This window comes from Paenibacillus sp. FSL M7-1414, assembly GCF_038003195.1.
Lineage (GTDB): Bacteria > Bacillota > Bacilli > Paenibacillales > Paenibacillaceae > Paenibacillus > Paenibacillus amylolyticus.
On sequence record NZ_JBBOOS010000001.1, the window covers coordinates 642339 to 655165 of the forward strand.

The following is a 12827-nucleotide window of genomic DNA, read 5'->3' on the forward strand; positions in this document are numbered from 1 at the left end:
TTGTGGAAGCTGTGGAAAAGGAAGGGAGGACGATGATGAGCACGAAACAAATGTTGCACATCGGAATGATCGGTACAGGATCAATCTCGGATCTTCATATGAGGTGTTATGCCAAAAACGAGGATGCCGTCATCTATGCGATCTGCGATCTGAACGAAGAGCGGGCTAAAGCTGCGGCACAGAAGTATGATGCTCAATCCGTGTACACCGATTATCGGGAGATGCTGGAGGACCCGCATGTGGATGCTGTCAGTATCTGTACCTGGAATAATACACATGCGGAATTTGCCATTGCTGCATTGGAGGCAGGCAAGCATGTGTTGCTGGAGAAACCGGTCGCAACCAATGTGGAAGATGCACTGCGGATTGAAGAAGCGGTGAAGAAGAGTGGACGTACGTTTATCGTTGGTTTTGTGCGGCGTTATGATAACAATATGCAGATGATGCGCAGATTCATTGATGCCGGGGAGTTTGGTGAACTGTATTATGCCAAAGCTTCCATTCTACGGCGACACGGCAATCCGGGCGGTTGGTTTGCTGACAAAAGCCGTTCCGGCGGCGGCCCTCTGATTGACCTGGGCGTACATATTATCGACCAATGTTGGTACCTCATGGGCAGGCCGAAACCTGTTACGGTCAGTGGTAATACGTATCGGAAGTTGGGCAATCGTGCCCATATTGAACATCTTTCTTTTTACAAAGCAGCCGACTACAGCGCAGCTGTGAATGACGTAGAAGATATGGCGAATGCGCTCATTCGGTTTGAAAACGGGGCTTCGCTGGCGGTGGATGTGAGCTTTACCCTGCATTCACGCGGAGATGAATCTTCGGTGAAATTATACGGCGAACGTGGTGGGTTCGAACTGGAGCCGGAGACACTGATCGTCACGGAGAAAAATAACACCATCTTGAATATTGAACCCCAGACGGACAATACGGGTCTCCATATTCATAGTGCATTCCAGAACCAGATTGACCACTTTGTGGATTGTTGCCTGAACGGTACAGAGCCGATCAGCCCAATTGCGGATGGTGTGGCTTCCACGCGCATGTTGTGCGGAATCTACGAATCCGCTGAGAAAGGGCAGGAGATCAGACTTGATTAATTAGACATGTTAAAAAGCAATTGAAAAATAGTTAAATTCGATATATTCTAATTCGATTAAGAAAATGTTATTAACAAAAGAGCTCTGGTGGGTGCGTGTTCCCTCAGAACTCTTTTTTAGTGGCTATTATTTGTTTTTAATTATGAGATCGACAATGAATAGAACTGATCCTAAAAAAGCGAAAATTGGAACGAAGAGATTATCAAAAAATCCAGGATAGAGCACTGTTAAATCGACGGATATCCCAATTTTTCCAATGGTTTTGACGTAAGTAGAGAAATAGGCAACAGTACGCTCCAAAGTATAGAGGAATCCTGCCATGGTTAGAAGAATTATACCTGTTGTTCGTAAATTCATCATTATCTCCTTTTTATTCAATATTTGACATTTTATTATTTTCCTTTATTATGGATTATGTACCAAATTATACAGGAAAAGAGGTAATTTGTGTTGAATATTACAAAAAAAATTTTAGTCCCCGCTGTTGTGGCTTCTATGCTCGTGGGAGGAACGTTTTCTTCAGTTGCTATGGCTCAACAAAATCATGATGTAATCGTTCCGTCTACTAATAATTCAGAAAAAGTAATTGATGGACAAAGCTTTATAATTTCACCTGAAGCAGCTGGTAAAATAACCGATGAAGAACTGAAAGCGATCTCACAACAAGCAGGCGGTAATGGAGATATTATTATTTCTAATGTCATTGAAGGTAGCAATCAAACCACATCATCTCAACAAAATATAGTAACGCCCAATGCTTGGTATGACCTGTATATTATCTGGGATATCACTAAGCAAGTCACCCAGAGAGATACCCCATTAGCAGCTCAGCAGGTAACAAGTGTTGGGCAGTCCCAAGAAAGAACGATTAACACTACATTTAAACTAAGTGCAAATGTCTCGGCTAGTGTCACGATTCCAGCTAGTTTAAAAACTTCGATAGAAGCAGGGCTGGCCAGTGAAATAAACCAAAGCATAAATACAACATATTCAGGGCCTAAAGTCGGAAGTGGTATTTCCTCCTATGTTTTCTGGATAACCCCTTTTGTAAACCGTGGAACATGGAGTGCAACTGGTAAGGGGAATTTGTCGGGAGACCCTCACGGACCATACTCTGGATCTTGGCAGGAACCATATAAATTTGTAGAATGGACTCAAGCCATCAAGTAAAAATACTCAAAGAAATAACCTCTTTCCTAACAAGGAGCATGTTCAGGAAAGAGGTTATTTATCATTAAATATGTTGTTGTATCTGTCTTTATAAAGAGGGAGCTTACGTCCAAAGCAGATGCGCATATTTTTGGCATCAGGTCATTTATTCAGTGGTGAATTCTCGTATCCAGGGTCATCATAATCCGTATCCTGTAGCCTTGGAAGCACGTTCATGGTTTCAATTGCCTGCCGGGTATCCGGCGTGCCGTGGTCATACAGAAAGGTGTACAGCAAGGTCATGCCATCCGAAAACTGCTCCGTTGCCTCATCATGGTCTGCCGATTTGTAGGGTACTGGCGCCCGTTGCAATGTATAGGCATCGTCATCCTCCAGCACCTTCATCAGATCTTTCAATCGGCCCAACTGTTCGTCATCCACCAACACCTCAAAGGGTGTAGATTCGTTCTTTGTTTGCTCAATAAGATTATGTGTTACCGATACATACAGATGTTGTTTGCCGTCCTGCATATTCCAACCCCCATTCTGAAATGGAAAAAAGACGCTTCTACTGTTAATAAACAGCAAAAAGCGCCCTGAAACGAGCTACTGTGCTCGTGTGTTATTTACTCATCCACATGTTCAGTCACATATGACCAGCCATTACCTTTTCCTTCTAATCGACTTTGTTCAAAAAAGTCAATTCCATCTACTGTAATACTGACTGACACGAGTGATGGTTCATCTTTAACGGGATTAACGACGATGAACCCTTTATCCAATAGATAAGTAATGGTTCTAAGTTTCTCAATATGTGATTGTGGAAAAAGTTTTTCTTTGGGAGCGATATAAGCCGGATTTTCGGTAAACCACATATCGTACAATTCCTGTAGGGTGTCGAATCTTTCTTGAATCCGCTCTTTAATAATCATCTCTAACTCCATAAGGGACCTCTTCCTTTGAGTTATTTCCCAAATCTCCCCGTTACGGGCACCTGGCGGGTGCCGGCCTCCATCGATCCTGAACACAGGGGACAGGCGGGAGGGCCCGAGGATGCCTTCTTGGTTGCTTTTGAAGGCACAGCCGGCTTCTGTCTTAGCCACGCTTTACAGGTGGATGAACTACACTTCCAGACCGCAACGGTCTCCGTACGCTCAGCATTCCCTGAACCTGAAGTGTGCGAATGTGAACTGGAGGAACTTGCAACTGTTGGACTCAGACCTGTGGTGCTGAATGCCTTATGGTTGCGAATCTCTCCACTACCACGCCGTTCACTGAGGCGATCCTCATCACGTTCGTTGTGGACCTCGTAGTCACGACGGTCACTGTGGCTGATGGCACGACGCTGTGCCGCATCCCGACCTTCTGAACGGGCACCTGAGCCGGACGAGCGGGCATACTGTCCGTTGCCTTTACCATATGAAGCCTGACTGCTCGTCCGGCTCTCCTCACGAGGTTTGCGTTTGTCCGGTACTTCCATGCCGAAGGCTTCAAGCAGGAAGCGGGACACATCCGCTGGTTTTCCATGATGGCTCGCCGGTGAGGTGACATACAAGTACTGCTTGGCCCGTGTGATGGCAACGTAGGCGAGCCTGCGTTCTTCCTCCAGCGCCATGTCCAGTTCGGCATCTGTCTGCTGCACAGCAAGCGCAGCTTTCTGATCCTCGGGAATATCCTGGCGAAGTGCTGTACTGTGAGGCACAATGCCTTCACTGGCTCCAATCCAGTACACACAAGGGAACTCCAATCCTTTGGCCCGGTGGATCGTCATCAGCTGTACCGCGTCACTATCCTGCGCACGACGCAAAGATTCCATCTCACGGTGTCTGCGGGACAGCTCATCCGCGAATTGGATGAACTCTTCTACCGTTTCGAATTTTTTGACAGCAGCTTCGAATTCATCCAGAGTTTCCAGCATCGTTTCCTTATAGTGGGTGAAGATGCTGGGATCACCACTTTCCATATACTTGTCGTAGAACTGCCTGCGCATCTCCTGAATGGCGATGATGGGTTTTAGTTTGTGCAGTGATTTGATCAGTTTGATGCGTTCTTTGACCTGTTCCTGCTGAAATGGTTTCAGCTTTTCCCATTTCACCAGATGGATGAGCGGATATTTCTTCGCCTGTTGTTGTTCACAACGCTGTATCCATTCCAGACCCGCATCGCGTGAGACGTAGAGCGGACCCAGTGCACTTGGAAGAGCATCCATGGCTCGTGGGTCAAGGGACAGACGCAGATGATCCATCAGGGGTCTGATGAGAGACTGGTCATAGAACACCGGAGAAGCACCATGCTGTACAAAAGGCACATCTTTCAACACAAGCTGCTCAAATACAGCCCGGCTGCTGCTGGCTGTCCGGTGAAGAATCGCAATATCGCGATAGGTGTGTTGTCCTTCTTCAACCTGCTGGCACAGCTGGTTTACAACCCACGCCGCTTCTTCCTCTGCATTGGAAGGTGTAGCGAAGCGAGGCGCATCTCCGCGGTTTCCAGCGGCACGTAGCCGTTTGTCACGTCTGCGTTTATTGCGGGCGACCAGTTCACTTCCGAGTCCCAGAATGCGTGCATCACTACGATAATTGATATCCAGCGTCACAATGCGTGCGCCGGGGTATACTTTATCGAATTCCAAAATTGATTCCTGGCGTGCGCCATTAAAGGTATAGATCGTCTGGTCATCGTCTCCCACAACCATCAGATTGCGGTGAGCGGAAGCCAGTTTTTGCACAATTTCATACTGCAGATGGTTGGTATCCTGGAACTCATCCACCATAATGTACTGGAAACGCTTCTGAAGCGGCCCCAGAACAGCAGGATCACGAAGCAGCGCGGCTGCCCGTAGTAAAATATCATCAAAATCCATTTTGCCGCGATCCTGCTTCCAGGCTTCGTAACCAAGCAGAACACGCTTGGCATCGCGTTCTTCCTGTGATTTTTCAGGCAGATCGGTTGTTTCCGATCCTTGCATCTTCCATGCGGACAGCATAGCCAGCAGACTTTCAGGTTGGAAGGCTTCACTCATGCCATTTTGGCGAAGAAGCATCTTCAGCACCGTATGCTGGGCTCGCGACTCGCCAAAGATCTCTTCCTGCACACCGTAATGACGCAATAATGTCAGCGCAAAAGAGTGGAAGGTGCGAGCCTGTACGGCTCTCGCGGCTGCCGGGCGTATGCCTGGCAATGCGGCGATCCGGTCTTTCATCTCGGTGGCGGCTTTGTTCGTGAACGTCACCAGCAGGATACTGCCTGCATGTACGCCGCTGACCTCTATGAGGTAGCCGGCTCTTGCAGCCAGTACAGTTGTTTTGCCACAACCGGCTCCGGCGAGCGTCAGAATCGGTCCTCTGCCGTGACGGACTGCCGAGATTTGTGGTGCGTTTAACTTGATGCCGGCCTCTTCCAGAGAGCGAAAATAAAAGGCATCCTTTTGCTCATTACCCACGAGTTGCCGACTGGTCTCCAGCGGAGCAGACGGGGACTGGGGCAGGGACGCCGCCGGGGTAACCCCGAGCGGACGGGGGTAGAACGTTGAGTTCGGACTTAACATGTTTCATCCACCTCTGTATGCATTCAGGGATAGGACTATCCCGGCTAAAAGTAAACCATTTGCCCTTTTCACAATCGCATTGTAAATTGGTATGATAGAGTTAGTCGCCTAATCAGGCGGTTAAGTAGGGCCAAAGCTTCATTATACCCGAACATATGGTCTTGACGAAAGCCCCCGATTTCATCCAGTATCGGTATAAAACGGGCACCTGCACGAGATTACGCAACTTTTTGGCATGATATCGTATAAGTTATATGCCTGAGCATTTTGCATGAAAGATGTAATATGCTAATTTACTACTAAATAGAAATGATAATATTGGTTTTGACGGGACAGAGGAGGAATGGTCATGAAACTGCTTCAGCGCATCAAAGACGGAGCGAACAAAGCAACAGAGCGTGCCCAACACGCCGTTGAGATTGGGAAACTGAACAACCAGATTGTGGGCTTGCAACAGGAACAGGAAGTCCATTTTACAGATATGGGTCGCATCTTCTATGAGGGTTATCGGGCACAGGATATGACGCGTGCAGAAAAAGAGATGGTGGATCTGTCGCAGCTCTGCGACGAATTGCAGGACGAGATTGATAGTCTGCGCAACAAGATTGCACAACTTAAGAACGAACGGTTGTGCGAGTGTGGACACGTCGCTTCCCTGGATGCCAACTTCTGCCCTAAATGCGGACGCAAGTTGGGTGAACTCAAGACAGCAGCGCCTAAAGTAGGAGCAACAGGAGTCGCAGGAGCCACCACAGCCGCAAGACAGGAGGCAGCTGTAGCTCAGACCCCAACTGAAGAGCCGGACTTCTACGATGCGCCACCTGAGTTGGAACTGGAGGAAGACGAGCCGTACCATACGGTCATTCCGTCCATAGCAGATCTGGAAACGGAATCGGAATATAACAGTACGGAATTTACCCAGGAAGAAAAGGAAGCGTTTGATGCGGAGTGGGAACGTCGCAGAGATGAAGAGATGCAACGGGAACGTGAGCGTCAGCAGGAACTGGATGAACGCATCCGCTACTGGAAAGAAAACAACCCGATCGTGAACACGGTGGACGTACAGACCGAAGTATCACGTGAAATGGTGAATTGTCAGATTTGTGCAGCCGAGCTACCCAAAGGGTCGAAGTGGTGCCCGCGCTGTGGTGCCGAACAGATCTGATCTGATGCAGTAGAAGCACTGCCGCATCAGTGTGAGGCAGTGCGGGTTGCTGACAGCATGGGGGGACGGGAATATGGACCAACTGCTGCATCATTTGCGTCATCTCGGATTTACTGAGATGGAATCTAAAATTATGGTGGAACTCGCTCGTCAGGGATCAGCCTCAGGATATGAGGTTGCGAAGCGGCTGGGCGTGTCCCGTTCCAATGTATATGCGACCCTGCAACGGCTGGAGCAGCGTGGGTTCTTGCGGTGTAGTCCGGGGGAACCAGCGAAGTATAGTGTGCTGAAGCCAGAGGAGATGACACGTATGATCTCCGATCAAATGCGTACCTCGCTGGATTATGTCCAGAGCAGCATGCCTAAGAGTGAACCGGAGAAGCCTGTCTTCTATAACGTCGAAGGGGACAAAAATGTGTTTGAGAATCTGAGCCGTGAATTGGCTGAGGCTCAGCATGAGATTGTCGTAGACGTTTGGCGTGAAGAGGCAGAGTTGCTACGTAATGACTTACAGCAGGCTGAAGCTCGGGGTGTGCGGCTGTTATGGTCGTGTGATGGTGGCGAAGGCATGCTTGATCAGCCTGTCCCTTGGCCGGGTTTGCCTATGTATGGTACAGGTAATGGTCGGAAATTTTCCCTGGTGGTCGATCGCCGCTGGTGCATGTTAGGCATGCGCGGTGAATCATGCGCCACACAGGCACTAGTTACGGAGCATCCGGTAATGACCGGACTGCTGCTGAATCATTTTGCTCAAGAGCTGGTGTTGTACGAATTGGAACAGGATATGGGGGAGGAACTGGAGTCCCGCTATGGGCACCGGTACGAAGAACTCTCTGCGCGTTATTGGTCTTCTCCTTCAGGAGAGGTTGACCAGAGCTAGACAGATCGGCGACTAATCACCTCTGATGGAGTGAATATGCCAGCACATAGGTACCTATCTTGACGAAACGAATACGTGTGTACATAAAGCAGGCGTTGCCCGAAGGCAGACGCCTGTTTGTGCTGGTTTGAGATATGACAGTGATGTTCGTCACAGCATCTGTTCCCAGTCAAGTCGATAGTAAAGGTATGAAGTTATGCTATTTTTGAGAAAATGAAGCTATGAACATTCGATTGAACTAGATCGGGTTGAACAGGATACTACATGATCACTCTTTTGGCACGTGATATAGAGCTTCGAGCACATCCGTATAATAAGCTGTACCATGGGGTACAAATTCCGTTGCCCGAATCTCGCGAACGATACGTTCCTGCTCATAAGCTACATGATCACTTAATGGGTCCTTATGACCGATGGAATGTGGCGGTGATGTCAACGGCTGAGTCTGAACTCCGGTAGCTTGAATGACGTCGATCTCATTACGAAACAAAGCGAGTAGGTCATCCAGCGGCACTTCATACAGGCTATCCACCTCGCTGGGCTGCAGAACGTAGGCTTGGAGCGGCTGGTTCAGACATAATCCATAGACCGCGCTGAATTCCCGATCTATGAATGGGACACCACGCACCTCTCCTTGGAGCTGCTGTGTAGCCGTGAGTAGATAGGTTAGTGCCTCGAATGGAGTATAAACACCCAGTTCTTCCTCCAGCTCACGACTGGCGTCTTGCAGTTGTTCACCTGCGGTAAGATGACCTGCTGCTGTAATGTCGTAACATCCGGGGAAGGTATCCTTAATATCACGCCGCCGCTGAAAAAGAACCCGTCGTTGCTCGCCTTCGTCACGCACGATCCAGCAGTGGAATGAACGGTGCCAATATCCTTTGGCATGGACCTCGCTGCGTAGTGAAGTGCCGATCCAATTTTGCTGATCGTCATAAATGTCGAAACGTTCTGGGGTCATGAAACGTATCTCCTTATATAGCAGATTTTAAAGTTCGAAATTTCACAAAGTATGTTTTAAACGAAAGGGGAACCATCGTATGGAATGCATTGTACACTTTCAGGTGATTTATCCGCAACCTCAGGAACGTAAAAGTCTTAGAGGACTTATATTTGTAGGGCAAGGTCAGGAACCGGCTAACAGTCAGTTAAGCAGCATGTTTAAGGATATGGGATTTAATGTACGTTTGGAAGATGAGGCCCAATTGTTGTTCAAGCCAGTGGATGCTTCGGCAAACTTTGAATATATTCGTGTGACAGAGCTTGATACTGGGGAAGAAGTTTACAAAGAAGATAAAGATCTGAAGTCGATCCTGGAGCATTTGTTGCCACGCCGCTTCTAATTCATGAGATGGCCGCCAATGAAATTCATGGGGGAGCATATGTAATACATGTATGTTAGGCACAAAAAAAGGCCCCACCTTTACGGTGGAACCTTCAAACCTTTAAGCTACGCAACCCATAGTTAATGAAGCCCATATGGCTAGCTTTTCATACATAAACCCTAGCACGTAAGAGGTTGTCCCCCGCATCAGGATTTATATCCGTAATTCAACTCGGTGCGTCTTTAAACGTTCATCGTGATTATGCTAGAGCACCGGTGCCTTCAGCTTCGAGCTCTGAAGTACAGTGCGAGCAGCGGGTGGCCGCGGCTGGAATTTCTGATAGGCAATACTTGCAAGCCTTGGTCGTTTTTTGCGGCTCGGGCTTTTTGTGTTCTTTGCTTTTGATGTAGTTGATGCCCTTCACAAGCATGAAGATACAGAACGCAACGATAAGAAAATCAATCATGACGTTGATGAACTGACCATAAGCAATCACGGTAGCCCCAGCTTCGTTGGCTTGAGCGAGGGTGGTGATGTCCTGTCCGTTTGCTGTTTTAATATCCCGGTCCAGGTTGATGATTTTCTGACTGAAGTCGATTCCACCCATCAGTTTTCCAACCGGGGGCATGATGATATCATTCACAAGGGATGTGACGATTTTACCAAAAGCAGCCCCAATAATGACACCGACCGCCAGATCGATGACGTTGCCGCGGACGGCAAATTCCTTGAATTCGTTAAGTACGCCTTTCATGTTTACATATCTCCTTTGATCATTCGATTCAAAATCTAGGCCGCGTTTCCATCCATTCTCCGTTCAGATCCGCGCTTCCGTTCTCATATTGTACATAAAAAATAGATTCCAATCACCCCCTGTTTGCAAATTAAGACAAGTTTCCGCAACTTCCATGAAAATACTTCTTTATTTCACGGCGTCGATTCGGTATACTTCTAACATTGTCAGTTATGTTTAACCTTTTACATTCAGGTTCGCGATCATACATTGTAACGAATCATGGAGCCAAAAAATTAAATATGCCGTTACTCGTATATGTGCAGGAATAGGCCTGCATGTCTCTACCTGATCACCGGAATGATCGGACTACGGGAAAGATGTTGCAATGTTTTGTAGGGTTGGCATGAGATCATTCTCAGACAGTTTGACTGAAGAGCAGGTTCAAGTGGCTTTTATCTGTTTCTGACTACACTGTTTGAGGTTTCTCACAGCAGGAATGAACTCCTGTCATTCTGTCCATCCAGTACACTTGCAGCATCCATACGGCTTGTCCATATACGTACAAGTCCGTCTTTCCCGTCTCCGGTTATTCCGCAGCGTGTGAAAAGGCGGGCTTTTTGCTTTTTTACCATGCGATTGGAAGAGCATGTGGGATTCTGTGCGGAGGGCATTCAGGGGGAAGAATTACAATGCAATTGTTAAAAGACAAGGTGAGACAGGAAGGTATTGTCCTGTCCGAGCAAGTACTCAAAGTGGATTCATTCTTGAACCACCAGATGGACCCGGTTTTGATGAAGGAAGTAGGTAAAGAATTCATTCGCCGCTTTGAAGGTGAGAATATCACACGTGTGCTGACAATTGAGTCGTCAGGGATCGCACCGGGCATCATGACTGCGTTGGAGCTGAACGTGCCGCTGATCTTTGCACGGAAGCAGAAGTCGCTCACACTGACGGAAGACATTCTGGTGGAGAAGGTCTACTCCTTCACGAAGCAAGAGACCAATGAAATTACCGTTGCCAAGAAGTTCATGAAGCCTGGTGATCGCGTACTGATCATTGATGATTTTCTGGCGAATGGTGAAGCAGCATTTGGTCTGGCTCGCATTGTGGAGCAGGTTGGAGCAGAAGTGGTGGGTATCGGTATTGTTATTGAAAAAGCATTCCAGCCGGGAGGTCGCTTGCTGAAAGAAGCAGGATACCGTGTGGAATCGCTGGTTCGCATCGGGGCACTGTCGGATGGACAGGTTACATTTGCGGACGAGGAGGGCACGAACTAATATGGCACGCGAACGTATCTTTCAACGGCATCGGCATCCAATCAAAACGTTCTCCCTCGGACTACAGCATGTGCTTGCGATGTATGCAGGAGCTGTTGTCGTTCCATTGATCGTCAGTAACGCATTGGGTTTTACACAGGAACAACTAACCTATCTCATTGCCATTGACTTGCTCGCATGTGGTGTGGCTACACTGCTTCAGGTATGGGGAAATAAATATTTCGGCGTAGGGCTGCCTGTCATGCTCGGCTGTGCATTTCAGGCTGTGTCTCCGATGATCCTAATCGGGATGAACAGTGGGGTATCTGCCATTTACGGAGCAATTATTGCCTCAGGGCTGTTCGTATTGATCTTCTCTGGAATCTTTGGGAAGCTTATTCGGCTCTTTCCACCAGTGGTTACGGGTTCGGTGGTTACGATCATCGGTTTAACCTTGATTCCCGTTGCTTTCCACGATCTGGGCGGCGGTCAGGGATCAGAAGATTTTGGCAGTGGAGTTAATCTCATGCTCGGCTTCGGCGTGCTGCTCTTTATCATTCTAATGACTCGTTTTACAACCGGTTTTATCCGTTCCATCTCAGTATTGATTGGTCTGCTTGTAGGTACGATTGCAGCAGGGTTTATGGGCGAGGTTAATTTTGCTCCTATCCGCGATGCAAGTTGGTTCCACGTTGTTCAGCCGTTTTACTTCGGTACACCGACATTTGAGATTGTACCGATCCTGACGATGATTCTGGTGGCGATTGTCAGCGTGGCCGAGTCCACAGGTGTATTTATGGCTCTGGGCAAAATCCTGGACAAGGACCTGTCGTCCAAGGATCTGGCGCGCGGTTATCGCGCAGAGGGTCTAGCCATTGTGTTAGGCGGGATTTTCAACTCGTTCCCGTATACAACGTATTCGCAAAATGTAGGACTTGTACAGATGACACGTGTGAAGACACGTGATGTCATTGTGGTGGCTGGTGGAATCCTGGTGGTCATTGGATTTGTACCAAAAATTGCAGCCCTCGCACAGCTCGTTCCAGGGGCAGTACTTGGCGGAGCCATGGTGGCCTTGTTTGGCATGGTGGTATCATCAGGCATTCGGATTATCGGCAGTCAGGTTGATCTGAACCGACATGAGAATCTGTTTGTCATCGCTTGTTCTGTAGGTATGGGGCTTGGGGTTACCGTTGTACCTGAGTTGTTCGCAGGAGCACCGGCCTGGGCTCAGATTATGCTCGGTAATGGTATCATTGCAGGCAGCTTCACGGCGATCTTCATGAACCTGCTGTTTAATGGTCTGGGTACCAAGGAAACAGCCGCCAAAATGGCTGAACAACAGGCAGATGCCATCCTTGGAGAGACGGGCAAGTCAGCTTAATTAGCCGAATTAGACCAGGCTTATCATCCAGCAGGATTGTTATGTTAACTGTTATAAATAGACGATTCACAAGATGGATAATGAATCAGGTTAATCATGAAGATATACAGCATGAATGGTTTATGACATACATCATTTATGCTATGAATATTCAATCGCATGAACAAATGAAAGAGACACTTTTAGATGCGAAACACCGAAGATACAGACTCAGCAGAGTCGTGTTTTCGGTGTTTTTTTGCTTTGTTTATCATCAGCATAGCGTCCAATGTGCTGCTG

Annotated in this window: 12 protein-coding genes and 1 riboswitch; of the genes, 7 read left to right on the plus strand and 5 right to left on the minus strand. The window is 47.9% G+C overall.

Annotation, left to right across the window (positions count from 1 at the left end):
- The first annotated feature begins 35 nt into the window (after window positions 1–35).
- Together MHH92_RS02975 and MHH92_RS02980 are read left to right on the plus strand one after the other, a co-directional pair.
- Window positions 36–1106 (plus strand): Gfo/Idh/MocA family protein, encoded by a 1071-nt coding sequence (locus MHH92_RS02975; RefSeq protein ID WP_253505440.1) that lies wholly within the window; start codon window positions 36–38, stop codon window positions 1104–1106.
- A gap of 450 nt (window positions 1107–1556) precedes the next feature.
- Entirely contained in the window at window positions 1557–2276 is a 720-nt protein-coding gene (locus tag MHH92_RS02980; protein ID WP_340901804.1) for a hypothetical protein, read from the plus strand.
- 141 nt (window positions 2277–2417) lie between these two features.
- Here the strand turns inward: MHH92_RS02980 and MHH92_RS02985 are convergent, their stop codons facing one another.
- The 3 genes from MHH92_RS02985 to MHH92_RS02995 all read right to left on the minus strand — a co-directional run bounded on the left by MHH92_RS02985 (window position 2418) and on the right by MHH92_RS02995 (window position 5802).
- Complete coding sequence (locus MHH92_RS02985) at window positions 2418–2786, minus strand: hypothetical protein (RefSeq protein WP_036668594.1); 369 nt, start codon at window positions 2784–2786, stop codon at window positions 2418–2420.
- Window positions 2787–2881: 95 nt separating this feature from the next.
- On the minus strand, window positions 2882–3199 hold the full coding sequence (locus tag MHH92_RS02990) for a hypothetical protein (RefSeq protein WP_282319531.1): 318 nt from the start codon (window positions 3197–3199) through the stop codon (window positions 2882–2884).
- Window positions 3200–3219: 20 nt separating this feature from the next.
- Window positions 3220–5802 carry a UvrD-helicase domain-containing protein gene (locus MHH92_RS02995; protein ID WP_340901805.1) on the minus strand — a complete coding sequence of 861 codons (2583 nt, stop codon included), beginning with the start codon at window positions 5800–5802 and terminating at the stop codon, window positions 3220–3222.
- 349 nt (window positions 5803–6151) lie between these two features.
- On the opposite strand from MHH92_RS02995, the gene MHH92_RS03000 reads away from it, so the two are divergent.
- Both MHH92_RS03000 and MHH92_RS03005 read left to right on the plus strand, forming a co-directional pair.
- On the plus strand, window positions 6152–6967 hold the full coding sequence (locus MHH92_RS03000) for a zinc ribbon domain-containing protein (protein ID WP_340901807.1): 816 nt from the start codon (window positions 6152–6154) through the stop codon (window positions 6965–6967).
- A 73-nt stretch (window positions 6968–7040) separates the two neighbouring features.
- Window positions 7041–7847 carry a TrmB family transcriptional regulator gene (locus MHH92_RS03005; RefSeq protein WP_036613206.1) on the plus strand — a complete coding sequence of 269 codons (807 nt, stop codon included), beginning with the start codon at window positions 7041–7043 and terminating at the stop codon, window positions 7845–7847.
- A gap of 268 nt (window positions 7848–8115) precedes the next feature.
- Here MHH92_RS03005 and MHH92_RS03010 read toward each other — a convergent pair whose 3' ends face one another.
- Window positions 8116–8808, minus strand: coding sequence for an NUDIX hydrolase (locus MHH92_RS03010; protein WP_047840272.1), 693 nt, complete (start codon window positions 8806–8808; stop codon window positions 8116–8118).
- A 79-nt stretch (window positions 8809–8887) separates the two neighbouring features.
- Here MHH92_RS03010 and MHH92_RS03015 point away from each other — a divergent pair, with 79 nt between their 5' ends.
- Window positions 8888–9190 carry a hypothetical protein gene (locus MHH92_RS03015; RefSeq protein ID WP_017690846.1) on the plus strand — a complete coding sequence of 101 codons (303 nt, stop codon included), beginning with the start codon at window positions 8888–8890 and terminating at the stop codon, window positions 9188–9190.
- A gap of 241 nt (window positions 9191–9431) precedes the next feature.
- Here MHH92_RS03015 and mscL read toward each other — a convergent pair whose 3' ends face one another.
- Entirely contained in the window at window positions 9432–9926 is a 495-nt protein-coding gene (gene mscL, locus MHH92_RS03020; protein WP_340901810.1) for a large conductance mechanosensitive channel protein MscL, read from the minus strand.
- Between the two features lie 271 nt (window positions 9927–10197).
- Window positions 10198–10297, plus strand: a riboswitch (purine riboswitch).
- Window positions 10298–10597: 300 nt separating this feature from the next.
- Here mscL and MHH92_RS03025 point away from each other — a divergent pair.
- Together MHH92_RS03025 and MHH92_RS03030 are read left to right on the plus strand one after the other, a co-directional pair.
- Complete coding sequence (locus tag MHH92_RS03025; RefSeq protein WP_036613196.1) at window positions 10598–11185, plus strand: xanthine phosphoribosyltransferase; 588 nt, start codon at window positions 10598–10600, stop codon at window positions 11183–11185.
- Window position 11186: 1 nt separating this feature from the next.
- Entirely contained in the window at window positions 11187–12548 is a 1362-nt protein-coding gene (locus tag MHH92_RS03030) for a nucleobase:cation symporter-2 family protein (protein ID WP_076329702.1), read from the plus strand.
- Window positions 12549–12827: the final 279 nt, after the last annotated feature.